Raw genomic sequence first — 24,258 nt, 5'->3', positions numbered from 1 at the left:
CGGGGCCGACCGATCAGGCGAGGCCCTCGACCAGTTCGGCGACCGACTTGCGGCGGCCGGTGAAGAACGGGACCTCCTCGCGCACGTGCATCCGGGCCTCCGAGCCGCGCAGATGACGCATGAGGTCGACGATGCGGTACAGCTCGTCGGCCTCGAAGGCGAGGACCCACTCGTAGTCCCCGAGGGAGAACGAGGCGACCGTGTTGGCCCGCACGTCGGGGTAGCCGCGGGCCATCTTGCCGTGGTCCGCGAGCATACGGCGACGGTCCTCGTCCGGCAGCAGGTACCAGTCGTAGGAACGCACGAACGGGTAGACACTGACGTAGTTGCGCGGGGTCTCGTCCGCGAGGAACGCCGGGATGTGCGAGCGGTTGAACTCGGCGGGACGGTGCAGCGCCATGTTCGACCAGACCGGCTCCAGAGCGCGGCCCAACCGCGTGCGGCGGAAGAGGTTGTACGCCTCCTGCAGCTGGTCGCTGGTCTCCGCGTGCCACCAGATCATGAGGTCGGCGTCGGCGCGCAGACCCGACAGGTCGTACGTGCCTCGGACGGTCACGTCCTTCGCCGCCAGCTGGTCGAACAGCTCCTGGACCTCGTCGGCGTACCCGGCGCGGTCCTCGGGAAGCACGTCCTTCAGCTTGAAGACGGACCACAGCGTGTAGCGGATGACCTCGTTGAGGTCCTTGGCCAGTTTGCCCTTGTTCGGGATCCGGCCGGCCTCGGTGGTGGGTGCGTCGTCACTCATGTTCCTATTCTCCCGCTCCGCCGTGCAGGCTCTGCACCGGGTTGGCGGTGAGCTCCTCGACACCGCGCAGATCGCCGCCGAGCTGGTCGACGGCCGCGTACGCGCTCGCGATGCACGCCGGGATGCCGACCCCGTCGTAGGCCGCGCCGCACACCGCCAGTCCCGGCAGCCTCGCCACGTGCTCGCGGATGCGGACCACGCGCGCGTGGTGGCCCACGGGGTACTGCGGCAGGCCGTCGGTCCAGCGGGTCACACGCGTCTGAAGCGGCGCGGCGGCCACCCCGGTCGCCTCGCGCAGGTCGTGCCGCGAGAGGGCCACCAGATCGGCGTCCTCGCGCTGGAGGATCTCCGTCTCGGCGTAGCGGCCGACGGACGTCCTCAGCACGACGACGTCCGGGTCCTCGTCCCCGATCCAGCCCCACTTCCGGGAGGCGAAGGTCGACGCCTTGATCGTCCGCCCGTCGACCGGCGGCACCAGGAAGCCGCTGCCCTCGGGAAGGGCGATGTCGGCACGGCGGTAGGCGAGCGTGACGAGCGCCATGGAGGCGTACTCGACGGCGTCCAGTTCGGCGGCGGCCCCGCCACTGACGCCGCGCAGCAACCGGGCGGCCTGACGGGCGGGGGCCGCCACGACCACCGCGTCCGCCTCGACGGTGCGGCCGTCGACGAGGACCTCCCATCCTGCGGGAGTGCGGTTCAGGCCGTCCGCCCTGGTCCCCAGGCGGATCTCGCCGCCCCGGGCCCGCACCGACCCGGCCACGGCGAGCGGGAGCCGGCCGACGCCTCCCTCGATGCCCATGAAAACCGGGCCGGTCCGGGCGGCCGCGGCCCCCTTCGCCTGGATGTCCCGTACCGCCTCCGTCAGCGAGGCATGGTCCCTGGCGGCATAAAAAAGCTGCGGGACGGCCGAGCGCATGGAGATGCGGTACGCGTCACCCGCGTACACCCCGCCGAGCAGCGGTTCCACCAGGCGGTCGACGACCTCGCGGCCGAGTCGGGCCGCCACGTACTCCCCCACCGCCACGTCGTCGCCGACCTCCGTGCGCGGCAGTTCGGCGTCCTGTTCGATGCGGCGCAGTCCTTCGTCCGACAGCAGTCCGGCCAGTGCGGAGGCGGCACCGGGGACGCCCATGACATGACCCTTCGGCATCGGCCGCAGGGCGCCGCGCGTCCAGATCGAGGCGGTCGAGGTGGCCGGTGCCTGAAGCCGCTCCGCGAGGCCCGCCTCGCGGGCCAGGGACACCGCCTCGGGACGCCGCGCCAGCATGGACTCGGCGCCGAGGTCGACCCGCACGCCCGCGATCTCGCCCGGCAGCAGTTTGCCGCCGACCCGGTCCGCCGCCTCCAGGACCGTCACCCGCATCCCCCGGTCCAGCAGCCGATGGGCGGCGGCCAGCCCCGCGATCCCGCCTCCGACGACGACGACGTGTCCCGCGTCCGGGCGGGTGTGCGTTGCGCTCATGCCCCCAGCCTCTCAAACGGCTCCGGGAGGCCGGGGAGCGGTGTGTGCCGCCGCCGAACGGCCTGGGCCGGGTGTCCCGGCCGAGTCCCGACCGTGACCGCATCGGGACCGGATCGGGCCAACGTTCGGTACGGGCCCCGCGTCGAAGAGGCATCCGTCACCACAACCCTCGGGGGTACGACCACATGCGCACTCCACGCTCCGCAAGGCCGGTCCAGGTGCTGGCCGCGACGTTGCTCGCCGCCGCACTCGCGCTCGCGGGCTGCAGCGCCGGCGGCGATTCGGGCACCAGCAGCAGTGACGGCGACGCCAAGTCCGGTGCGGCGCCCGCCCGGCAGGAGGGCGTCACCGACAGCGCCGCGGGCGTCGGCGCGAAGGGCGCCGGCAACAGCGCGGGCGGCGACGCGAAGAGCCCCGGCAGCACGCCCCGGCTCTCCACGGGCGACATCATCCGCACCGCCTCCCTCACCGTGCAGGTGAAGGACGTGCCCGACGCGCTCGACCGGGCGCGGACGACCGTGGAGAACGCGGGCGGGTTCGTCGGCAACGAGAACACCAGTCGCGACGCCCGGGGCCACGAGCGCACCCGGCTCGTCCTTCGGGTGCCCACCGGGAAGTACGACGAGGTCCTCTCCTCGCTCCAGGGCGCGGGCAAGCTGCTCGACCGCACCGCCAGGGCCGAGGACGTCACCGACCAGGTCGTCGACGTGGAGAGCCGCATCCGGTCGCAACGCGCCAGCGTGGCGCGGGTGCGGGAACTGATGGACCGGGCGACCAGGCTCAGCGACGTGGTCGCCCTGGAAGGGGAACTGAGCTCGCGCGAGGCCGACCTCGAGGCGCTGCTGGCCCGGCAGGCCTCCCTCAAGGACCGCACCAGCCTGGCCACCATCACACTCTCGCTGTCCGAGACACCGGCGACGAAGGCGGCGAAGGACGACCGGCCCGGGTTCGTGGACGCCCTGGCGGGCGGGTGGCACGTGTTCGTCACGCTGCTGCGCTGGATCGCCCTGGCGATCGGGGCGGCCCTCCCCTTCGCGGTGTGCGCCGCGTTGCTCGCTCTGGTGTGGCTGCGCCTGGTACGCCCCCGGCTGCCCCGTCGTCCGGCGTCCGCGCCCGCCGCTCCGCCGACGGGCGCGTTCCCCGCGGCCCGAACGGCGGCCGAGCCCGCCCGGGGGCAGGGCGGCAGGGGCGAACAGGACTGAAATTCCCCGCGCACGTAGCGTGTTCGTATGACCATGAGCCCTACGAACCGTTCCCCCGAGCGCCTGGTCGTGATCGGCGGCGACGCGGCGGGCATGTCCGCCGCGTCGCAGGCGCGCCGCCTCAGGACGCCCGACGAGCTGGAGATCGTGGCGTTCGAGCGCGGTCACTTCTCCTCGTTCTCGGCGTGCGGCATCCCGTACTGGGTGGGCGGCGACGTCGCCACACGGGACGAGCTGATCGCCCGTACGCCCGAGGAGCACGCGGCGCGGGGCATCGATCTGCGGATGCGGACGGAGGTCACGGAGATCGACGTGGCGGGCCGACGCGTCCGCACACGGGCAGTCGACTCCGGGGCCGAGGCCTGGACGTCGTACGACAAGCTCGTGATCGCGACCGGGGCCCGGCCCATCCGCCCCGATCTGCCGGGCATCGACGCGCCGGGGGTGCACGGCGTGCAGACCCTGGACGACGGGCAGGCGCTCCTGGACTCGCTGGCCGCCACCCGGGGGCGCAGTGCGGTGGTCGTCGGCGCCGGCTACATCGGTGTGGAGATGGCCGAGGCGCTGGTCAACCGCGGCTACGAGGTCACCGTGGTCAACCGCGGCAAGGAACCCATGGCCACGCTCGACCCGGACATGGGCCGCCTCGTGCACGAGGCCATGGAGGGCCTCGGCATCAGGATGGTCGACGACGCCGCGGTCACCAAGATCCTCACCGGCGGCGACGGACGGGTCCGCGCCGTCGGCACGGAATCCGCCGAGTACCCGGCGGACGTGGTGGTCCTGGGCATCGGCGTACGCCCCGAGACCGGGCTCGCGAGGGCCGCCGGGCTGCCGCTCGGCGAGCACGGCGGACTGCTCACCGACCTCTCGATGCGGGTGCGCGGGCACGAGAACATCTGGGCCGGCGGCGACTGCGTCGAGGTCATGGACCTGGTCTCCGGACGGGAGCGGCACATCGCCCTCGGGACGCACGCCAACAAGCACGGCCAGGTCATCGGCACCAACGTGGGCGGCGGCTACGCCACCTTCCCGGGCGTGGTCGGCACGGCCGTGAGCAAGGTCTGCGATCTGGAGATCGCCCGCACCGGTCTGCGCGAGAAGGACGCGCGGCGGGCCGGACTGCAGTACGTGACCGTCACCATCGAGTCGACCAGCCGCGCGGGTTACTACCCGAACGCCGCGTCGATGAAGGTGAAGATGCTCGCCGAACGCCGCACGGGCCGGCTGCTCGGCGTCCAGATCGTCGGCCGGGAGGGCGCGGCCAAGCGGGTCGACATCGCGGCGGTCGCGCTGACCGCCCGTATGACGGTCGAGGAGATGACGGCCCTGGACCTGGGATACGCGCCTCCGTTCTCACCGGTGTGGGACCCGGTCCTGGTCGCGGCCAGGAAGGCGACGGCCGCAGTGCGGGAGGACGCCGGCTGACGCCCCGGGCCCGGATCACGGCCCGGCCGCGAAGAGCCGCAGGGACCGCCCGCATGGCGGTCCCCACGGCTCACGCGGCGGGGGGACTACGCCGTCTCGTGCTGACCGTTGATCCTCTCGATGGCCTGCCGGGCCTGCTCGGCGGGCGGACGGGGAGGCAGCGACGACACGGAGGCACTGGAGGGGACGGCGGCCGACGGGGGCTGCACTCCCCCCGGCTTCGCGTGCGCGGCCACCCTGGTGGAACGCAGCCGCTGGCTGACGGCCTCGTCGAGTGTCACGGGGCGCTGCATCTGGGCGGCGAGCCGGCCCGCCTCCTGGCCGAGCCGGGCGATGTCCTCCCACGGCAGATGGATGACCAGGGCCAGTTCGGCCTCGCCGTCGGGCAGAGCGTGGATCGGAGGAGTAACTCGGTCGTTCATCACCTGTGTCCCTCACGTCGTCCCCGCGACACGCCTTCCCCGTACCGCGGCCGGTTGAGGAGACATACGCACAGGCGGACGGCCGCGTTCACTGATTCGCCCGGCCCATCCCGGGCAGTACTTCCTTGTGGTCATCCCCGTCCATGACGTAAACCCTGTGCGGCGTACGCCCTATGTGACGTACGCACTGATCGCCGCCAACGTCGTCGTCTTCCTGTTCACCCCCGGGATAGCGGGCTCGGTGGCGGGACAGAGCGATCTGGCGCAGCTCTGCCATCTCCAGGCGTTCCTGGATCACTACGCCGCGGTGCCGCGGGAGCTGATCCACGATCAGCTGCCTCGGCTCGTGCCCACCGGCGCCGTCGGTGTGGGCCCGCACGGCCCGGGCTGTGTGGTGGCCACGCCTGACTACCAGAAGTCACCGCCGGCGTCCGTCTTCACGGCGATGTTCCTGCACGGCAGCTGGCTGCACCTGCTGGGCAACATGCTGTTCCTGCTGATCTTCGGCAACAACATCGAGGACCGGCTGGGCCACGTCCGCTTCACGCTGTTCTACCTCGTGTGCGGCTACGCGGCCGCCTACGGTTTCGCCCTGGCGAACTCCGACTCGGGCGACCCGCTGATCGGCGCCTCCGGGGCGATCGCCGGCGTGCTCGGCGCCTATCTGGTCCTGTATCCGAGGGCCCGTGTCTGGGTCCTCGTACCGTTCCTGATCTTTTTGCCGCTGCGGCTGCCGGCCTGGATCGTGCTGGGCTTCTGGTTCGTCCTCCAAGCGGCCTACTCCTCCGGCCAGGGCGTCTCCAGCGCGGGCAGCGTGGCGTACATGGCACACGTGGTCGGCTTCCTGGTCGGCATGGTGATCGCCTGGCCCCTGCGCGCGGGCACCCCGCAACCGCCCGAACCACAGGGCCTCTTGTTCGGCAGGCGGGCACGGCCCGGTTGGTGAGGCCGGCGGGGCACACCCGGCGCCGGCCGGGAAACCGATCCCGGTCCGCACCGAGCTGACGGCGACTCGGATCGCCGGACCGCACCGTCGGCCGTGCGGTCGTCCGTGCCCGGACGGCCTTGTGGGCACCGCGGCCCGTCACGGTGGACGCCGGGGCCCACCGGGCCGAACGGCGGGCGCGGCCGCGCCACCGGGCCGCGCGGGGACGCGTGAACCCGGGCGGCCGCATGCGGGGGAACGGTCAGCGGACCGTCTGCGTGTGGACGTACTCCACGAGCCGGGTCAGGCTGTCGGGGTCGGTGGACGGCATGACGCCGTGGCCGAGGTTGAAGACATGCCCCTCGAGTCCCGCGGCGGCCTCGAGCACCTCGCGGGTCTTGGCCTCGACCGCCTCCTTCGGCGCGAAGAGGATCGCCGGGTCGAGGTTGCCCTGGAGGGCCTTCCCCGGGCCGACGCGCCGGGCCGCCTCGTCGAGCGGGACACGCCAGTCGACGCCGACGACGTCCGCTCCCGCCTCGCCCATCAGACCGAGCAGCTCACCGGTGCCGACACCGAAGTGGATGCGCGGGACGCCGTAGCCCTCGACGGCCCGGAAGACCTTGGCCGAGGCGGGCAGTACCGAGCGGCGGTAGTCGGCGGGTGCGAGGGCGCCCGCCCAGGAGTCGAAGAGCTGGACGGCGGAGGCGCCCGCCTCGATCTGGACCTTGAGAAAGGCGGCCGTGATGTCCGCGAGCCGGTCCAGCAGGTCGGCCCACAGCTGCGGGTCGCCGTAGATGAGCGCCTTGGTGTTCTCGTACGTACGGGACGGGCCGCCCTCGATGAGGTAGCTCGCGAGGGTGAAGGGGGCGCCCGCGAAACCGATCAGCGGGGTCGGGCCCAGCTCGGCGGTGAGCAGCCCGACTGCCTCCGTGACGTAGGAGACGTCCTCGGGGGTGAGGTCCCGCAGCTGTGCGAGATCGGCCCGGGAGCGGATCGGGTGCTCGACGACCGGACCGACACCTGGCTTGATGTCGAGCTCGACACCGATGGCCTTGAGGGGGACGACGATGTCGCTGTAATAGACGGCCGCGTCCACGCCGTGGCGGCGGACCGGCTGCAAGGTGATCTCGGTGACCAGCTCCGGCAGCGTGCACGACTCGAGCATGGGGATGCCCTCGCGCACCTTGCGGTACTCGGGCAGGGAGCGCCCGGCCTGCCGCATGAACCACACCGGCGTGTGGGGAACGGGCTCGCGCCTGCACGCCTTGAGGAAGGCGGAATCGTACGCGGCTGTCGGCTGGCCCGTCACGGGGCGGTCGTTGGCACTCACGTCAAGAAGTCTCGCACGCCCCACCGGGCACCCGGCCCGGGGGCGAGGGCGATGGGGCGGGCGGAGCGGGCGGCACCCGGACGGGGGACCGCGCCCCACCGAAACGACATCTCGCCGTTCCCGGCCAACCACCGTCGGGACGGGTGTCTCTCCCTGCGAAGGCGCTGTCCTCCCTTTACTCTTCCCCGCATGGCTGCGGCTCAGGAACCACTGACGGACGGCGCTGGCGGAATGGACGAGGGGGACGGCAATGCGATGGAGGCGGCTCCGCTGCCCTTCCGCGCCGCGGTCGACGCGCTGAAGGCCGCTCGGCTGCGGCCGGAGATCGAGATCGAACCGACGCGACCTCCGCAGCGGCTCGCCCCGCACACCTACGCCCTGGAGGCAGCGGTCGTCCAGGAGGGCGAGGACCTGGCCGACGGACGCCTCGTCCTGCTGCACGACCCGGCGGGGCACGAGGCCTGGCAGGGTTCCTTCCGCCTGGTGACGCTGGTGCGCGCCGAACTCGAGCCCGAGATGGCGGCCGACCCGCTGCTGCCCGAGGTGTGCTGGTCCTGGCTGACGGACGCGCTGCAGGCCCGCGGACTGGCCTACGGGGAGCCGAGCGGCACCGTCACACGCGCCGCTTCGCACTACTTCGGCGGGCTGGCCGCTCGTCCCGCCGCCTCCCAGATCGAGATCCGCGCCTCCTGGACCCCCCGTGAGGGTCTGGGCGGCGTCCCGGACACGGCCGCCCATCTGGCCTCCTGGTGCGATCTGCTCGCACAGATCGCGGGCCTGCCCCCGGCGGGCCCGGGAGACTCCTCGGTGGTGACCCTGCCGCAGCGCCGAGGACCCGATTCGCGCTGACGGCCCGCGCTCACCGGCCGTGTCACGACGAGGGCCGTGCCCCACCCGAACGTGGGGCACGGCCCTCTTCGTGACGGGAGCCCGGCACGACACGCCTCGACGGGTGGTCCTTGTCATCTCTTTGTCGATACGGCCACTTTCGGCCGCGTATTGACAACGGAGCGAACCGATTCGATCTTCGGTTGATCGCGCGCGCGTCCGAATTGCACCGATTGTTACTCACCAAATCGTGATCATTCTCTAAAGGAGCAGGAGTTTGATGCCGAAGACGACTGTGACCTTGAAAGCACGGTTCGTCCCGGCTTCATCCCCAGAGCCGGCCCCGTCCCGCACCCCCAGGAGGCCTGGTGTCCGTTCTCCTCGAGCAGCCCGCAAGCCTGGTCGCCTACCGCCCAAACAAGCCGACCGCCATGGTCGTCGTGGCCGACCCGCGCGTACGTTCCACCGTCACCCGCCACCTCTGGGCGCTCGGGGTGCGCGACGTCATCGAGGCGTCGTCCATCGCGGAGGCGCGCCCCCGTATCGGCAATCCGCGCGACATCTGCGTCGCCGACGTGCACCTCCCCGACGGCTCCGGCCTCACCCTCCTGTCGGAGACCCGCGCCGCGGGCTGGCCGAACGGCCTCGCCCTGTCCGCCGCCGACGACATCGGCGCGGTCCGCAACGCCCTGGCGGGCGGAGTGAAGGGCTATGTCGTCACCGGGACGCGCACCAACGTCGGGCTCCCCACCCGGCCCGGCGCCGCCCCCATCGGCGCCGCCGCGGCGCGCCTGCACCGCCGCCCCCCGGGTGCCCCGAGCCACCCGGGCGGCTACCGCGAACTCTCCGGTCGCGAGGTGGAGGTGCTGCGCCTGGTCGCCGAGGGCCAGTCCAACAAGGCGATCGGCGTCTCGATGGGGCTCTCCGCCCTGACCGTCAAGAGCCATCTCGCCCGGATCGCCCGCAAGCTCGGCACCGGCGACCGCGCCGGAATGGTGGCGGTCGCACTGCGCACCGGCATCATCCACTGACCGTCCACCCACCCCCGTCCCATCGAGCCGCCGCACACCCGGGTCCGGAACGAACGCCGCGCCGGCGGCATCCGCCGCCCCACGTCAATCGGGAAGGCCGGTGTCCTTCACCTGCACGTGTGACACATGACTGGTTTACGACCCCCCATCGCCCGTCGACGGAACGTTCCGTCGACGGGCGTACTCAATCCACGGATACCCTTGACAGGTGACCGACGCCCAGGAGACCGCAGCAGACAGCCCACTGCGAACCACCGGAGGCGCCCCTCCGGACGATGTCGAAGCGGCGCCGATCCCCTTGCTCGAACCACGGGACGGCATCCCGCCCGTGATCGCCGACGAGGCTTCGCTGGCCAAGGCCGTGGCCGCCTTCGCCGCGGGCTCCGGCCCGGTCGCCGTCGACGCGGAACGCGCCTCCGGCTACCGCTACGGCCAGCGCGCCTATCTGGTCCAGCTGCGCCGCGAGGGCGCGGGCACGGCGCTGATCGACCCCGTCGCCTGCCCCGACCTGTCGGCGCTGGGCGAGGCGCTGTCCGGCGTCGAGTGGGTGCTGCACGCCGCCACCCAGGACCTGCCGTGTCTGCGCGAGATAGGCATGGTGCCCACGCTCCTGTTCGACACCGAGCTGGCCGGACGTCTCGCCGGGTTCCCCCGGGTCGGGCTCGGCGCCATGGTGGAGTCCGTCCTTGCCTTCGTGCTCGAGAAGGGGCATTCGGCGGTCGACTGGTCGACGCGGCCGCTGCCCGACCCCTGGCTGCGCTACGCCGCCCTCGACGTCGAACTGCTCGTCGATCTGCGGGACGCCCTGGAGAAGGAGCTGGACCGGCAGGGCAAGCTGGAGTGGGCCCGGCAGGAGTTCGACGCGATCGCCTCCGCGCCGCCCGCGGAGCCCCGCAAGGACCCCTGGCGGCGTACGTCCGGCATGCACAAGGTGCGCCGCCGCCGGCAGATGGCGGTCGTGCGCGAGCTGTGGCAGACCCGGGACCGGATCGCGCAGCGCCGGGACGTCTCCCCCGGCAAGGTGCTCTCGGACGCGGCGATCGTCGAGGCCGCGCTGGCCCTGCCGCCGAACGCGCACGCCCTGGCCGCCCTCCCCGGATTCGGGCACCGCATGGCACGGCGTCAGCTGGAGCAGTGGCAGGCCGCCGTCGATCGCGCCAAGGGGCTGCCGGAGGCCGAGCTGCCGCAGCCGGGCCAGCCGGTGACCGGTCCGCCGCCGCCGCGCGCGTGGGCCGACAAGGACCCGGTGGCCGCGGCCCGGCTGACCGCGGCGCGTGCGGCGGTCTCGGCCCTCGCCGAGCAGCTGAACATGCCTCAGGAGAACCTGGTCTCCCCCGACACCGTGCGGCGGGTGTGCTGGGAACCGCCTCCGTCGGCCGACGCCGAGTCGGTCGCTGCCGCGCTGGCCGGACACGGCGCGCGGCCGTGGCAGGTGGAGCAGGTGACCCCGGTGCTGGTGGCGGCGCTGTCCGCGAAGCCCTGAGCACCGGAACGGAGAGACGGGGCCGCCTTTGGGCGGCCCTTCTCCGTGCCACGGCCGGTTCGTGGCCCGCTCGCGCGGTGCACGCGTCCGCCCAGGTCCGCGACGACGGCCCGCAGCGCCCACCCGGGGCGCCTGCTCTGCCCCGGAGCCGCGACGGCTGCGTCGAGATCACGCCAAGATCGGTGCACCGCCGCGTGTGGAGCCGCGGAAGGACTCACACGATGGTGTGACCTTCGCCGCTTGGACCTGCGGGACTGGGCAGCTTGGTTACCCACAAGTAGCATGGGACTGAGCGCGCGCTCAGCGCGTCGCGGCAGTGCCATCCCGCACCCTGGAGGAGAGCCATCGTGCCTCGTACCGTCAGGGACGTCGTCTTCGTCGACGGCGTCCGTACCCCGTTCGGCAAGGCGGGCCCGAAGGGCATCTACCACGAGACCCGCGCCGACGATCTCGTCGTGAAGGCGATCCGGGAGCTGCTGCGCCGCAACCCGGGTCTCGACCCGAAGAAGATCGACGAGGTCGCCATCGCCGCGACCACGCAGATCGGTGACCAGGGCCTGACGCTCGGCCGCACGGCCGGCATCCTGGCCGGTCTCCCCCAGTCCGTCCCCGGCTACTCCATCGACCGCATGTGCGCGGGCGCGCTGACGGCCGTGACGACGACGGCCGGATCGATCGCCTTCGGCGCCTACGACGCCGTCATCGCCGGCGGTGTCGAGCACATGGGCCGCCACCCGATGGGCGAGGGCGTGGACCCGAACCCGCGCTTCGTGAGCGAGAAGCTGGTCGACGAGTCCGCCCTCTTCATGGGCATGACCGCGGAGAACCTGCACGACCGCTACCCGCACATCACCAAGCTGCGCGCCGACGAGTACGCGGTGCGCTCGCAGGAGCGGGCCGCCAAGGCGTACGCCAACGGCAAGATCCAGCAGGACCTGGTGCCGATCTCCGTGCGTCGCACGAACCCCGAGAGCGGGGAAACCGGCTGGGGTCTGGTCACGGCGGACGAGCCGATGCGCCCGGGCACCACCCTGGAGAACCTGGCGAGCCTCAAGACTCCGTTCCGCGTGCACGGCAGGGTCACCGCGGGCAACGCGGCCGGTCTGAACGACGGCGCCACCGCCTCGATCATCGCGTCCGAGGACTTCGCCCGCGAGAACGACCTGCCGGTCAGGATGCGCCTGGTCTCCTACGCTTTCGCGGGCGTGGAGCCCGAGGTCATGGGCTACGGCCCGATCCCGGCCACCGAGAAGGCCCTCGCCAAGGCGGGCCTGTCCATCTCCGACATCGGCCTGTTCGAGATCAACGAGGCCTTCGCCGTCCAGGTCCTGGCCTTCCTCGACCACTACGGCGTCGCGGACGACGACGAGCGCGTCAACCAGTACGGCGGTGCCATCGCCTTCGGCCACCCGCTCGCCTCCTCCGGCGTCCGTCTGATGACGCAGCTGGCCCGGCAGTTCGAGGAGCAGCCGCACGTCCGCTACGGCCTGACCACCATGTGCGTCGGCTTCGGCATGGGCGCGACCGTCATCTGGGAGAACCCGCACTTCGAGGGGGACAAGTGAGCACCACTGCCGAACTGTTGAAGGGCGCGGCCGAGCTGTTCCCGGACGAGGTCGTCACCCAGGCGCACGTACGACACTTCGACCTGCCTCAGGGCGCGGGCCGTTTCGCCCTGATCACCCTGGACAACGGCTTGGACCACACCAAGCCGACCACCTTCGGGCCGAAGTCGCTCGCGAACCTCGACACCGCGATCGACCAGGTCGAGAAGGAGGCCGCGGACGGCGAGATCGTCGGTGTCGGCGTCACGGGCAAGCCGTTCATCTTCGCGGTCGGCGCCGACCTCAAGGGCGTCGAGCTGCTGAAGCGGCACGAGGACGCGCTGGCCATCGGCAAGGGCGGCCACGAGGTGTTCAAGCGCCTGTCGAACCTCGCCGTCCCGACCTTCGCCTACTACAACGGCGCGGCGATGGGCGGCGGCGTCGAGGTCGGCCTGCACTGCACCTACCGCACGGTGTCCACGGCCCTCCCGGCGTTCTCTCTCCCCGAGGTGTTCCTGGGTCTGGTCCCCGGCTGGGGCGGCTGCACCCTGCTGCCGAACCTGATCGGCGCGGACAAGGCCGTCTCGGTGATCATCGAGAACTCGCTCAACCAGAACAAGCAGCTCAAGGGCGCGCAGGTCCACGAGCTCGGCATCGCCGACGCCATCTTCGAGGGCGCGGACTTCCTGGAGCAGTCGCTGATCTGGACGGCGGCCGTCCTCAAGGGCGAGATCCGGATCGAGCGGCCGGCGATCGACCGCGGCGAGGCCTGGGACCAGGCCGTCGCCAAGGGCCGCTTCATCGCCGACGGCAAGGTGCACGGCGCGGCCCCGGCCGCGTACCGCGCGCTGGACATCATCGCCGCGGCGAAGAACGGTGACCTGCAGCAGGGCTACGACGCCGAGGACCAGGCCCTCGCCGACCTGATCATGGGCGGCGAGCTGCGTGCGGGCATCTATGCCTTCAACCTCGTCCAGAAGCGCGGCAAGCGCCCGGCCGGCGCCCCGGACAAGAACCTGGCCCGCCCGGTCACCAAGGTCGGCGTCGTCGGCGCCGGTCTGATGGCCTCTCAGCTGGCCCTGCTGTTCCTGCGCCGCCTGGAGGTCCCGGTCGTCCTCACGGACATCGACCAGGAGCGCGTCGACAAGGGCGTGGGCTACGTCCACGCCGAGATCGACAAGCTGCTCGGCAAGGGCCGGATCCACCAGGACAAGGCCAACCGGCTCAAGGCCCTTGTGTCCGGTGTCCTGGACAAGGCCGAGGGCTTCGCGGACGCGGACTTCATCATCGAGGCCGTGTTCGAGGAGATGTCGGTCAAGCAGAAGGTGTTCGCCGAGGTCGAGGCGGTCGCCCCGGCCCACGCGATCCTCGCCACCAACACCTCCTCCCTGTCGGTGTCGGAGATGGCCTCGAAGCTGCAGCACCCCGAGCGGGTCGTCGGCTTCCACTTCTTCAACCCGGTCGCGATCCTGCCGCTCCTCGAGATCGTGCGCGGCGAGCAGACGGACGACGCCTCGCTGGCGACCGCCTTCGCGGTGGCCAAGAAGCTGAAGAAGACGGCGGTTCTGGTCAAGGACGCCCCGGCGTTCGTCGTCAACCGCATCCTCACCCGCTTCATGGGCGAGATCCAGAACGTCATCGACGAGGGCACCCCGGTCGAGGTGGCGGAGAAGGCGGTGGAGCCCCTCGGCCTGCCGATGTCCCCGCTGGTCCTTCTCGAGCTCGTCGGTCCGGCCATCGGCCTGCACGTCTCGGAGACCCTCAACCGGGCCTTCCCCGACCGCTTCAAGGTCTCCCCGAACCTCAAGGCGGTCGTCGGGGCGGGCAAGCGCGGCTTCTACGTCTACGACAGCGGCAAGCCGGAGCTGGACCCGGAGGTCTCCGCGCTCCTCGTGCAGGGCGACACGGTCCTGACGGAGGAGCAGGTCCGTGCCCGCGTTCTGGACGCCGTGGCCCAGGAGATCGGCCTGATGCTCGACGAGAACGTCGTCGCCGAGGCCCAGGACATCGACCTGTGCCTGATCACCGGCGCCGGCTGGCCCTTCCACCTGGGCGGCCTCACCCCGTACCTGGACCGTGAGGGCGTCTCCGAGCGGGTGAACGGCAAGCGCTTCCTGAGCGCGGGCGTCGCCTCGGTCCCGGCGTGACGGACGGGCGGGCGACCAGCGTCGTAGGGATGTGAAGAGGGCCTCCGCCCGACGGGCGGAGGCCCTCTCGCATGCACCGGCCGGCGCGTCCGGCACGGTGGTCGTGCGACCCTGGCCCCATGGACGAGGAGAACCTCCCGCTCGTGGTCGTCGACGCCGCCAACGTCGTCGGCTCCGTTCCCGACGGCTGGTGGCGGGACCGGCGCGGTGCCGCGGAGCGGCTGCGCGACGGGATCGTGCGCTACGCCGACGAGGGGCTCCCAGATCTTTCGGGACCCGTGGAGCTGGTGCTCGTGGTCGAGGGTGCGGCCCGCGGGGTGGACTCCGTGCCCGGGGTACGGGTGGTGTCGGCACCCCACAGCGGGGACGACCGCATCGTCGAGCTGGTCGCCGAGGCCGGGGACCGTGCCGTCCTGGTCGTCACGGCGGACCGTGAGCTGCGCCGCCGCGTGACGGAACTGGGCGCCCAGGTCACCGGCCCGCGCACGGTGCGCGACGGGGAGCCGCGGGCGGACCGCGGCTAGGGTCTGTCGTCTGGATCAGGTCGGCTGGGAGAGACCGCGCCGTTCGATCGACCCGAGCGGGCGAGGTGCGTGCGGCTGCAGGGCGGAGGAGGGCGACGACGCGGAGCCGCGGCAACCGACGACAACGCGGCAGACGCGCGTGCCACGCCCCGCGACGCCGACATGATCCAAAGGGCAGGCCCTGGCACCAGCGTCCCCCGCACCGCGCACACTCCCGACGGCCACCGGTCCGGCCATCGGCCTCCGGACGCATCCGCGGCCCGGCGAGGAAAAAACGGGTACTTTATTGGCAAAAATGACGTCAGTTGTCGTACTGGCGCAACGTGCTGCTCCGTGGAGCCGGCATGGCTTCGGCGACTGCCGCACGAACACCGCCCGTTCGCCCCGGGGTGTCGCACCGGCTCCCCCGTCCTGACGACCACCGCCGAGAAGATGGAGGCGACGCGCTCGTATGGCCACTGCCCACTGGCTCTTCGGCGACCAGCTCGGACCCCACTTCCTCACCGCCGGCGCCGAAGGGCTCGACCGTGACGCGCCGGTGGTGATGATCGAGGCCCGTTCCGTCTTCCGCCGGCGGCGATTCCACCGTGCGAAAGCCCATCTGATCCTGTCCGCGATGCGGCACCGGGCCGCCGAACTCGGCGACCGGGTGCGGTACATCCGCTGCGACACCTATCGGGAAGGGCTGCTCGCGGCCGTCGGCGAAGGTCCCGTGACGGTGCACCACCCCACCTCTCACGCGGCCCTGCGTCTGGTCCGGTCCCTCGACGCCGTCACCGTCCTGCCCGCCCGCGGTTTCCTCCTGCCGCACGCGGACTTCCGCGCCTGGGCCGACGGTCACGGCGGCCGGAGCCTGCGTCAGGAGGACTTCTACCGCTGGGTGAGGCGCGACCGTCACCTGTTGATGGACGGTGACGCCCCCGCGGGCGGACGCTGGAACCACGACCACCACAACCGCGAGCCCCCGCCCAGGGGCGCGCGGACCCTCGGTGCACCGGCGCCGTACCGGCCTCGGGAGAACACCGTCGACGAGGAGGTGCGGCACGACCTGGACCGCTGGGAACGCGACGGCCTGGTGGCCTTCGTCGGGCGGGACGGCCCACGACGGTTCCCGGCCTCCCGGCGTGAGGCACTGGCCGCACTGCGGCGGTTCCTCGAGCACCGGCTCGCCGGCTTCGGGCCCCACGAGGACGCGATGCTGGGCGCCGACCCCGTGATGAGTCACAGCCTGCTGTCGTCATCGCTCAACCTCGGCCTGCTGCACCCCGCCGAGTGCGTCGAGGGCGCGGAGGACGCCTGGAGGTCCGGGCGGGCACCCATCAACAGTGTGGAGGGGTTCGTCCGGCAGATCGCCGGGTGGCGCGAGTACGTCTGGCAGCTCTACTGGTACTTCGGCGACGACTACCGCCACAGCAACGCCCTGCACCACCACGCGCCACTGCCCGACTGGTTCCTCGAACTGGACGCCGACGCCGTGACCGCACGATGTCTCGCCACGGCGCTGGCACAGGTGCGCGACACCGGCTGGACACACCACATCCCCCGGCTGATGCTGCTCGGAAGCCACGCCCTACAGCGCGGTTTCGACCCGCGGGCGGTGACGGACTGGTTCCACCGCAGCTTCGTCGACGGCTACGACTGGGTGATGCTGCCCAATGTCGTCGGGATGTCCCAGTACGCCGACGGCGGGCGGATGACCACCAAGCCGTACACCTCCGCAGGCGCCTATGTGAACCGCATGAGCGACCTGTGCGGCGGCTGCGCCTACCGGCCGACGGAGCGTGTGGGTGAGCGGGCCTGTCCTTACACGGCCGGGTACTGGGCCTTCCTGCACCGGCACCGGTCCCGGCTGGCGGGCAACGGGCGGATGGCACAGGCGCTCCGGGGCCTGGACCGCCTCGGCGACCTCGACGAACTCCTGCACCAGGAACGGAATCGCGGCCAGGACCCACCCTGACGGAACCCCGCGGTCCGCCGTCCCGGCCCGCACCCGTCCACGCGTCCTGCGGGCCCGTCGTCACACGGCCCCCTCACCGTCCTGCCGGCTGCTTCTCCCGCCGGTCGGCGAGACGGCTGTGCGAACGGCCGTAGAGGAAGTAGATGAGGAAGCCGACGACCAGCCAGACGGCGAACCGCAGCCAGGTCTCCGCGGGCAGGTTCAGCATCAGCCACAGCGAGGCGCACACCGACAGGATCGGCACCACGGGGACGAACGGAGTACGGAAGGCCCGGGGCAGGTCGGGGCGGGTCCTGCGCAGGACGATCACGCCGACGGCCACCACGATGAAGGCGAAGAGCGTGCCGATGTTCACCAGTTCGGCGAGTTCGCTGAGGCTGGTGAAGCCCGCAACGACGGCGATGATCACACCGAGCAGGACGGTCGGCCGGTGCGGGGTCTTGAACCGGGGATGGACGTGCGAGAAGAAGCGGGGCAGCAGCCCGTCCCTGCTCATCGCGAAGAAGACCCGGGTCTGGCCGAGCAGCAGGATCATGCAGACGGTGGTCAGGCCGACGGCGGCGCCGAAGCTGATCACACCCGCGAACCAGGGATGCCCGATGGCCTTGAAGGCGTCGGCGAGCGGGGCGTCCACGGACAGCCTGCTGTAGTGCTCCATTCCCGTGACGACGATGGACACCCCCACGTACAGCACCGTGCAGATCAGGAGGGAGCCGAGGATGCCACGCGGCATGTCGCGCTGCGGGTTCCTCGTCTCCTCGGCCGTGGTCGCCACGATGTCGAAGCCGATGAAGGCGAAGAAGACCACGGACGCCGCGGTGAAGATGCCCATCACACCGAAGTTGGAGGGCGCCCAGCCGAACATCAGCTGGATCAGTGGTGCGTGCAGGGAGCCGGCCGCCTCCACCGGCTGCGCCTTCGGAACGAACGGCTTGTAGTTGGAGCCGGTGACGAAGAAGGCACCCGCCACGATCACGATCAGCACCACGGCGACCTTGATGGCGACCACCAGCTGGGTCACCCGGGCCGAGAGCTTCACACCGACCACGAGGATGGCGGTGAGCACCAGGATCAGCGCGGCGGCCAGGATGTCGAAGCCGAAGCCGTGCGCCCCGTCCCGGCCGCCGAGATAGTCGGGCAGGTGCCAGCCCCCGTTGTCCAGCAGGGAGCGGATGTATCCGGACCAGCCGACGGCGACCACCGCCGTGCCCAGCGTGAACTCCAGGACCAGGTCCCAGCCGATGATCCAGGCCGGCAATTCGCCGAGTGTCGCGTACGAGAACGTGTACGCGGAACCCGCGACGGGGACCGTCGAGGCGAACTCCGCGTAGCAGAGCGCGGCGAGCGCGCAGACCACACCGGCGACCACGAAGGCCAGGGAGACGGCCGGCCCCGCGTTCTCCTTGGCGACCTTTCCGGTCAGCACGAAGATGCCGGTGCCAATGACGACACCGACGCCGAACACGGTCAGATCCAGGGCGGAGAGGGTTTTCTTGAGCGCGTGATCGGGTTGCTCCGTGTCCCGGATCGACTGCTCGACGTTCTTCGTCCGGAAGAGGGTGCGACTCACGGCTTACCTCCCGCGCTCGGCGTCCTCGACATGATCGAGAGGGGGCGTAAGTGCGTATGCCCCGGCGTGCGGGAGTTCACGCTGACGGGCCGGCTTCGCCACCGTAAAGGATCCGAAGCCGGCCCGGGCGGACCATGCGGTCGCGTCAGTCGCGTGCCGTCTCGACCGGGTCCACGGCCTGCGGGGCACCCGGGCGGTCGAAGCGCCCGCCGTCGAGTTTGGCGACGACCCCGGTGACCTGACGGGCGATGTCCGGCGCGGTCAGGCCGATCTCCGCCAGGACCTCCTTGCGGGAGGCGTGGTCGAGGAAGCGCGGCGGGATGCCGAAGTCGCGCAGTGGCACATCGACTCCGCCGTCGCGCAGGGCCTGCGCGATCGCCGAACCGACACCGCCGACGCGCGAGTTGTCCTCGACGGTGACGACCACGCGGTGCCGCTCGGCAAGCGGGACCAGCGCCTCGTCGACGGGCTTGACCCAGCGCGGGTCGACGACCGTGGTGGAGATGCCCTGCTTGTCGAGGAGGTCCGCGATCTCCAGGCACATGGGCGCCAGCGCACCGACGGAGACCAGCAGCACGTCCGGCACGGGCACGTCGGCCTTGCGCAGGACGTCCATGCCGCCGACCATGCCGACCGCCGGTACGGCCGGTCCGACGACGCCCTTGGAGTAGCGCAGCACGGTGGGCGCGTCGTCGACGTCGACGGCCTCACGCAGCTGGGCGCGCAACTGCTCGGCATCGCGCGGCGCGGCGATCCTCAGGCCCGGGACGACCTGGAGCATCGACATGTCCCACATGCCGTTGTGCGAGGCGCCGTCGTCGCCGGTGACACCGGCGCGGTCCAGCACGAACGTCACACCGCACTTGTGCAGGGCGACGTCCATGAGGACCTGGTCGAAGGCGCGGTTGAGGAAGGTCGCGTACACGGCGAAGACCGGGTGCAGTCCGCCGGTGGCGAGACCGGCGGCTGAGACCGCGCCGTGCTGCTCGGCGATACCGACGTCGTAGATCCGGTTCGGGAAGGCGTCCGCGAACTTCTTCAGGCCCACGGGATGGAGCATCGCCGCGGTGATGGCGACGATGTCGTCGCGCTCGCGGCCGAGCCTGACCATCTCGTCGCCGAAGACGGAGGTCCAGCTGGCGGCCGCCGCCTTGATGGGCAGACCGGTGTCGGGGTGGATGGGCCCGATGCCGTGGAAGCGGTCGGCCTCGTCCTGCTCGGCGGGCTTGTAGCCGCGGCCCTTCTCGGTGAGGCAGTGCACGATGACCGGGCCGCCGAACCGCTTGGCGCGGGCCAGCGCGGACTCCAGCGCCTCGATGTTGTGGCCGTCGATCGGACCGACGTACTTCAGACCCAGGTCCTCGAACATGCCCTGCGGGGCGATGAAGTCCTTCAGGCCCTTCTTGGCGCCGTGCAGCGTCTCGTAGAGGGGCTTGCCGACGACGGGTGTACGCTCCAGCACCTCCCGGGTGCGGGCGAGGAACTTCTCGTAGCCGTCGGTGATGCGCAGGGTGGCCAGGTGGTTGGCGAGACCGCCGATCGTCGGGGAGTACGAGCGCTCGTTGTCGTTCACGACGATGACCAGCGGGCGGTCCTTGGCGTCCGCGATGTTGTTGAGCGCCTCCCAGGCCATACCGCCGGTGAGGGCACCGTCGCCGATGACGGCGACGACGTGGCTGTCGCGCTGCAGCAGTTCGTTGGCCTTGGCGAGGCCGTCGGCCCAGCCGAGGACCGTCGACGCGTGCGAGTTCTCGATGACGTCGTGGTCGGACTCGGCGCGCGAGGGGTAGCCGGACAGGCCGCCCTTGGCGCGCAGCTTCGAGAAGTCCTGACGGCCGGTGAGCAGCTTGTGGACGTAACCCTGGTGGCCGGTGTCGAAGAGGACCCTGTCCTTGGGTGAGTCGAAGACGCGGTGCAGCGCGATGGTGAGCTCGACCACACCGAGGTTGGGGCCGAGGTGGCCGCCGGTCTTGGAGACGGCGTCGACGAGGAAGGTCCGGATCTCCTCTGCAAGCTGGTCCAGCTCTTCCAGGCTGAGCCGGTCCAGATCGCGCGGTCCCCTGATGCGGGTCAGCAGCGGCACCCGTGCCTCCTTGCAGTAGAGCTGTGACGAGCGAGCTTTCGCCGGGCCCGTCGAGTCTAATCTTCCGCCTGTGCGGATCACCGGCGGCCCCGGCCTTCCTTGCCACACATTCGGCCGCACACAACCGTGCCCGGCACCGTGGTCGGTGCCGGGCACGGTTCGCGACGGAGCCGGGGCGTCAGGCGCGGCCGGCCGTCTTCTGCGTCTTGCGCGTGATGGCGTCGATGACGACGGTCGCCAGCAGAACACCACCGGTGATCATGTACTGGACCGGCGAGGCGATGCCCTCGAGGGCGAGGCCGTACTGGATCGAGACGATGACCAGCACACCGAGGAGCGCGTTCCACGTGCGCCCGCGGCCACCGAACAGCGAGGTACCACCGATCACCGCCGCGGCGATCGCGTTCATCAGCAGGTCACCGGCACCGGCGCCCTGGTTGGCGGAGGCGATCTTCGAGGCGATGAACAGACCGCCGATCGCGGCGAAGGTGCCCGAGATCGCGAAGACCGAGATCCGGACCATCTCCACGTTGATACCGGCACGCCGGGAGGCCTCGACGCTGCCACCGAGGGCGAAGATCATCCGGCCGTACCGGGTACGGCGCAGGACGAAGTCCGTGATCAGCAGCACGGCGATGAAGATCACGACCGCCAGCGGCAGGCCCTTGTACTGGTTGTAGACGGCCGCCACGACGAACGAGAGGATCGCCAGCAGCACCGTGCGCAGGATGGTCTCGCTCAGCGGGCGGGACGGCACGCCGGCGGCCTCACGGCGACGGTTGCCGAAGAACGAGCTGAGGAAGTAGAGCACCGTCACCGCGAGGGCGAGCCCGTAGGCGGCGGCCACGTCGGTGAAGTAGTAGCTGGTCAGCTTGGCGACAAGGCCCTCGCTGTCCAGGTTGATGGTGCCGCTGTCGCCCAGGATCTGGAGCATGAAGCCGTTCCAGAACAGCAGACCGGCCAGCGTGACGGCGAACGCGGGCACGCCGATCTTCGCGAAGACGAAGCCGTGGATCGCACCGGCGACCGTGCCCGTCAGGATGGCCAGGACGAACGCCAGCCACGCCGACATGCCGTGGGTGACCGTCAGCACCGCGAAGGCGGCACCGGCGACACCACTGACCGAGCCGACCGACAGGTCGATCTCGCCGAGCAGCAGCACGAAGACGATACCGACGGCGATCATGCCCGTGCCGACCATGGCGACGGAGATGTCGGACAGGTTGCCCGCGGTCAGGAAGTTGGAGTTCAGGCTCTGGAAGATGATCCAGATGATTGCCAGGCCGATGACGACCGGGATCGCGCCCAGGTCTCCGGCCTTGATCTTGCGCTTGAACTCGGTGATGTAGCCCTTGAATCCCTGTTCGCGCACCAGCAGTCGGGGGTCGACGGCGGTGACGGCCTGGGGGGCCGCGTCAGGGTTCTCCACGACGTGGTCCTCGGGAGACGCGGAAGTCTTGTCGATGCTCACTTCTTGATCTCCCCAGTGCTGCGCGCCGCACGACGGGTCACGGCGTTGTCCGTGGCACCGGTGATGGCGGAGATGATCTCTTCCTGCGAGGTCGTCTTGACCTCGAAGACGCCGTTGTTGCGCCCCAGACGCAGCACCGCCACCTTGTCGGCGACAGCCTTCACGTCGGCCATGTTGTGGCTGATGAGGATCACGGCGAGACCGCGCTCGCGCAGTCGCTCGACCAGGTCGAGGACCTGGGCGGTCTGCTCGACGCCGAGGGCGGCGGTGGGCTCGTCGAGGATGACGAGCTTCGGCTCACCGAGCATCGAACGGGCGATGGCCACCGTCTGGCGCTGGCCGCCGGAGAGCGAGGCGATCGGGATACGGACGCTGGGGATACGGATCGACAGCGTGGTCAGCAGCTCGCGCGAGCGGCGTTCCATCTCGACCTCGTCCAGGATGCCGTACCGGCGGACCTCCCGGCCCAGGTACAGGTTGCCGACGACGTCGATGTTGTCGGCAAGCGCGAGGTCCTGGTACACCGTCGCGATGCCCAGGTTCTGGGCGTCGTGCGGCCTGTTGATCGTTACGGACTTGCCTTCCCATTCGATGACACCTTCATCGATGGGGTGCACGCCAGCGATCGTCTTGACCAGCGTGGACTTTCCGGCGCCGTTGTCGCCCACCAGGGCGACCACCTCACCGGCGTGGACCTCAAGCTCTACGTCGGTGAGCGCCTGAACGGCACCGAACCGCTTGGAGACCCCGCGCAACGCCAGCACGGGCGTAGCGGACACGTGAACCATCTCCTTCGCCGCCTGACCCGGCGGGAGGTTGTGCAGAAGTTTGTGGGGAATGTTCCGTCCGGCGCCCCGCAACGAGCTTGCGGGGCTGGTGAATGCGGGGCGCCGGAGGAGCCTTCGTCCGCCAGTCCTGAAGGGGAGTCAAGGGTTGTTTATTCCCCCGGATTCCCCCCGGGACCAGGACGGTCGGCCGGTTACTTCAGGCCGAGCTTGTCGCAGGCCGCCTTGTACTGGGCGGTGCAGATGTCCGCGACCGTGTAGACGCCGTCCTTGATGACGGTGTCGTTGATCTTGTCGGCGGTCAGCGACTGGACCGGGACGAGGACCGACGGGACCTGCTTGGTGGTCGGGCTGTCGACCTTGTCCTTGGCGATCGAGTCGAGCGTCTCGCCCTGGGCGAGGGCGACGGCCATCTCGGCGGCGGCGTCGGCCTCGGGGGCGTACGGCTTGTAGACGCTCATGTACTGCTCACCGGCGACGATGCGCTGCACACCCGCGAGCTCCGCGTCCTGGCCGGTGACCGGGACCTTGATGCCGGCGGCCTTCAGGGCGGTGATGATACCGCCGGCCATGCCGTCGTTGGCGGAGTAGACGCCGATGATGTTCTTCTTGCCGAGGGCGGAGATGGCGCCCTCCATGTTGGCGTTGGCGTTCTCCGGCTTCCAGTCCTTGGTGTCGTACTCCTTGCCGACGTTCACCTTGCCGTCGAGCACCTCGTGGGCGCCCTTCTTGAACTGCGCGGCGTTCGGGTCGGTGACGGAGCCGTTCATCATGACGATCTTGCCGGACTTGGCCTTGGAGCCGAGCGCGGTGAGGAGCGCCTCACCCTGCGTCTTGCCGACGGTCTCGTTGTCGAACGAGGTGTAGGCGCTGATCGGGCCCTGGGCCAGGCGGTCGTAGGCCACGACCGGGATACCGGCGTCCTTGGCCTTCTGGACCGAGTTCTTGATGGCCGCGGAGTCCACCGCGTCCACGATCAGCACGTTGACCTTGTTCGTGATCATCGTGTCGACCTGCTGGTTCTGCAGGCTGGCGTCCTGCTTGGCGTTGGCGTAGACGATCTCGCCCTTGCCGTTCGTGAGCTCCTTGACCTTCTTCTCGATCAAGGGGCGGTCGAACTTCTCGTAACGGGCGGTCTGGTTCTCGGGGAGAAGCAGACCCACCTTGATGGCGTCGCCCTTCTTGGCACTCGGGGACGACGAGGAGGAGTCGCCACCCGACTCCTTGGCGCTGCCACATGCGGCCAGCGCAACGGTCATGGCACCAGCAGCAACGGCGAAGGCCGCACGACGCATACGCGTGTTCACTTCAGAAACCTCCC

The 24,258-nt window shown here is 70.8% G+C and carries 19 protein-coding genes; 10 read left to right on the top strand and 9 right to left on the bottom strand.

What is annotated here, in order from left to right; genetic code table 11:
- Positions 1 to 13 precede the first annotated feature (13 nt).
- Together hemQ and hemG are read right to left on the bottom strand one after the other, a co-directional pair.
- Entirely contained in the window at positions 14 to 745 is a 732-nt protein-coding gene (gene hemQ, locus ADL25_RS36665) for a hydrogen peroxide-dependent heme synthase (protein ID WP_059132222.1), read from the bottom strand.
- Positions 746 to 749: 4 nt separating this feature from the next.
- Positions 750 to 2,207, bottom strand: coding sequence for a protoporphyrinogen oxidase (gene hemG / locus ADL25_RS36660; RefSeq protein ID WP_059132221.1), 1,458 nt, complete (start codon positions 2,205 to 2,207; stop codon positions 750 to 752).
- 185 nt (positions 2,208 to 2,392) lie between these two features.
- Here hemG and ADL25_RS36655 point away from each other — a divergent pair, with 185 nt between their 5' ends.
- Together ADL25_RS36655 and ADL25_RS36650 are read left to right on the top strand one after the other, a co-directional pair.
- On the top strand, positions 2,393 to 3,409 hold the full coding sequence (locus ADL25_RS36655) for a DUF4349 domain-containing protein (RefSeq protein ID WP_059132220.1): 1,017 nt from the start codon (positions 2,393 to 2,395) through the stop codon (positions 3,407 to 3,409).
- A 27-nt stretch (positions 3,410 to 3,436) separates the two neighbouring features.
- Positions 3,437 to 4,837 (top strand): FAD-dependent oxidoreductase, encoded by a 1,401-nt coding sequence (locus ADL25_RS36650; RefSeq protein ID WP_059132219.1) that lies wholly within the window; start codon positions 3,437 to 3,439, stop codon positions 4,835 to 4,837.
- 86 nt (positions 4,838 to 4,923) lie between these two features.
- On the opposite strand, the gene ADL25_RS36645 is transcribed toward ADL25_RS36650, so the two are convergent.
- Entirely contained in the window at positions 4,924 to 5,259 is a 336-nt protein-coding gene (locus tag ADL25_RS36645; RefSeq protein WP_059132218.1) for a hypothetical protein, read from the bottom strand.
- Between the two features lie 127 nt (positions 5,260 to 5,386).
- On the opposite strand from ADL25_RS36645, the gene ADL25_RS36640 reads away from it, so the two are divergent.
- Positions 5,387 to 6,205 (top strand): rhomboid family intramembrane serine protease, encoded by an 819-nt coding sequence (locus tag ADL25_RS36640; protein WP_059132217.1) that lies wholly within the window; start codon positions 5,387 to 5,389, stop codon positions 6,203 to 6,205.
- A gap of 241 nt (positions 6,206 to 6,446) precedes the next feature.
- On the opposite strand, the gene hemE is transcribed toward ADL25_RS36640, so the two are convergent.
- The gene (gene hemE / locus ADL25_RS36635; protein ID WP_059132216.1) at positions 6,447 to 7,514 is read right to left on the bottom strand and encodes a uroporphyrinogen decarboxylase; all 1,068 of its coding nucleotides are present in this window, start codon (positions 7,512 to 7,514) and stop codon (positions 6,447 to 6,449) included.
- Positions 7,515 to 7,703: 189 nt separating this feature from the next.
- Between hemE and ADL25_RS36630 the strand changes: the two genes are divergently transcribed.
- From ADL25_RS36630 to ADL25_RS36600, 7 genes are all read left to right on the top strand, one after another.
- Positions 7,704 to 8,363: a DUF3000 domain-containing protein gene (locus ADL25_RS36630; protein WP_059132215.1), complete on the top strand. Its 660-nt coding sequence runs from the start codon at positions 7,704 to 7,706 to the stop codon at positions 8,361 to 8,363.
- 347 nt (positions 8,364 to 8,710) lie between these two features.
- Positions 8,711 to 9,373 carry a response regulator transcription factor gene (locus ADL25_RS36625; RefSeq protein ID WP_003993737.1) on the top strand — a complete coding sequence of 221 codons (663 nt, stop codon included), beginning with the start codon at positions 8,711 to 8,713 and terminating at the stop codon, positions 9,371 to 9,373.
- A gap of 208 nt (positions 9,374 to 9,581) precedes the next feature.
- Complete coding sequence (locus tag ADL25_RS36620) at positions 9,582 to 10,856, top strand: ribonuclease D (protein ID WP_059132214.1); 1,275 nt, start codon at positions 9,582 to 9,584, stop codon at positions 10,854 to 10,856.
- Between the two features lie 347 nt (positions 10,857 to 11,203).
- Positions 11,204 to 12,421 (top strand): thiolase family protein, encoded by a 1,218-nt coding sequence (locus ADL25_RS36615; RefSeq protein ID WP_059132213.1) that lies wholly within the window; start codon positions 11,204 to 11,206, stop codon positions 12,419 to 12,421.
- Positions 12,418 to 14,547, top strand: a complete 2,130-nt coding sequence (locus tag ADL25_RS36610; protein ID WP_059132212.1) for a 3-hydroxyacyl-CoA dehydrogenase NAD-binding domain-containing protein — start codon at positions 12,418 to 12,420, stop codon at positions 14,545 to 14,547. Before ADL25_RS36615 ends, ADL25_RS36610 begins: the two co-directional genes overlap by 4 nt.
- A 119-nt stretch (positions 14,548 to 14,666) precedes the next feature.
- The gene (locus ADL25_RS36605) at positions 14,667 to 15,071 is read left to right on the top strand and encodes a hypothetical protein (RefSeq protein ID WP_059132211.1); all 405 of its coding nucleotides are present in this window, start codon (positions 14,667 to 14,669) and stop codon (positions 15,069 to 15,071) included.
- 451 nt (positions 15,072 to 15,522) lie between these two features.
- Complete coding sequence (locus ADL25_RS36600) at positions 15,523 to 17,028, top strand: cryptochrome/photolyase family protein (RefSeq protein ID WP_059132210.1); 1,506 nt, start codon at positions 15,523 to 15,525, stop codon at positions 17,026 to 17,028.
- 73 nt (positions 17,029 to 17,101) lie between these two features.
- Here ADL25_RS36600 and ADL25_RS36595 read toward each other — a convergent pair whose 3' ends face one another.
- The 5 genes from ADL25_RS36595 to ADL25_RS36575 all read right to left on the bottom strand — a co-directional run bounded on the left by ADL25_RS36595 (position 17,102) and on the right by ADL25_RS36575 (position 24,232).
- Complete coding sequence (locus ADL25_RS36595; protein WP_059132209.1) at positions 17,102 to 18,598, bottom strand: amino acid permease; 1,497 nt, start codon at positions 18,596 to 18,598, stop codon at positions 17,102 to 17,104.
- Between the two features lie 145 nt (positions 18,599 to 18,743).
- On the bottom strand, positions 18,744 to 20,681 hold the full coding sequence (gene dxs / locus ADL25_RS36590; protein WP_059132208.1) for a 1-deoxy-D-xylulose-5-phosphate synthase: 1,938 nt from the start codon (positions 20,679 to 20,681) through the stop codon (positions 18,744 to 18,746).
- A gap of 178 nt (positions 20,682 to 20,859) precedes the next feature.
- Positions 20,860 to 22,152, bottom strand: coding sequence for a sugar ABC transporter permease (locus ADL25_RS36585; RefSeq protein WP_059132207.1), 1,293 nt, complete (start codon positions 22,150 to 22,152; stop codon positions 20,860 to 20,862).
- Positions 22,149 to 22,940: an ATP-binding cassette domain-containing protein gene (locus tag ADL25_RS36580; protein ID WP_059132206.1), complete on the bottom strand. Its 792-nt coding sequence runs from the start codon at positions 22,938 to 22,940 to the stop codon at positions 22,149 to 22,151. Before ADL25_RS36580 ends, ADL25_RS36585 begins: the two co-directional genes overlap by 4 nt.
- Positions 22,941 to 23,131: 191 nt before the next feature.
- Entirely contained in the window at positions 23,132 to 24,232 is a 1,101-nt protein-coding gene (locus ADL25_RS36575; RefSeq protein ID WP_059132205.1) for a substrate-binding domain-containing protein, read from the bottom strand.
- Between the last annotated feature and the right edge of the window lie 26 nt (positions 24,233 to 24,258).

This window comes from Streptomyces sp. NRRL F-5122, assembly GCF_001507435.1.
Taxonomy (GTDB): Bacteria; Actinomycetota; Actinomycetes; order Streptomycetales; family Streptomycetaceae; genus Streptomyces; species Streptomyces lannensis.
Note: the sequence above shows the minus strand (reverse complement) of the source record. Positions and strands in the feature narration are given on the sequence as shown.

Coding starts and splice junctions, on each gene's coding strand:
- ADL25_RS36580 (WP_059132206.1), bottom strand. CDS start 22,940: ATGGTTCACGTGTCCGCTACGCCCGTGCTGGCGTTGCGCGGGGTCTCC.
- ADL25_RS36630 (WP_059132215.1), top strand. CDS start 7,704: ATGGCTGCGGCTCAGGAACCACTGACGGACGGCGCTGGCGGAATGGAC.
- ADL25_RS36645 (WP_059132218.1), bottom strand. CDS start 5,259: ATGAACGACCGAGTTACTCCTCCGATCCACGCTCTGCCCGACGGCGAG.
- hemQ (WP_059132222.1), bottom strand. CDS start 745: ATGAGTGACGACGCACCCACCACCGAGGCCGGCCGGATCCCGAACAAG.
- ADL25_RS36650 (WP_059132219.1), top strand. CDS start 3,437: ATGACCATGAGCCCTACGAACCGTTCCCCCGAGCGCCTGGTCGTGATC.
- ADL25_RS36655 (WP_059132220.1), top strand. CDS start 2,393: ATGCGCACTCCACGCTCCGCAAGGCCGGTCCAGGTGCTGGCCGCGACG.
- ADL25_RS36600 (WP_059132210.1), top strand. CDS start 15,523: ATGGCCACTGCCCACTGGCTCTTCGGCGACCAGCTCGGACCCCACTTC.
- ADL25_RS36575 (WP_059132205.1), bottom strand. CDS start 24,232: ATGCGTCGTGCGGCCTTCGCCGTTGCTGCTGGTGCCATGACCGTTGCG.
- hemG (WP_059132221.1), bottom strand. CDS start 2,207: ATGAGCGCAACGCACACCCGCCCGGACGCGGGACACGTCGTCGTCGTC.
- ADL25_RS36605 (WP_059132211.1), top strand. CDS start 14,667: ATGGACGAGGAGAACCTCCCGCTCGTGGTCGTCGACGCCGCCAACGTC.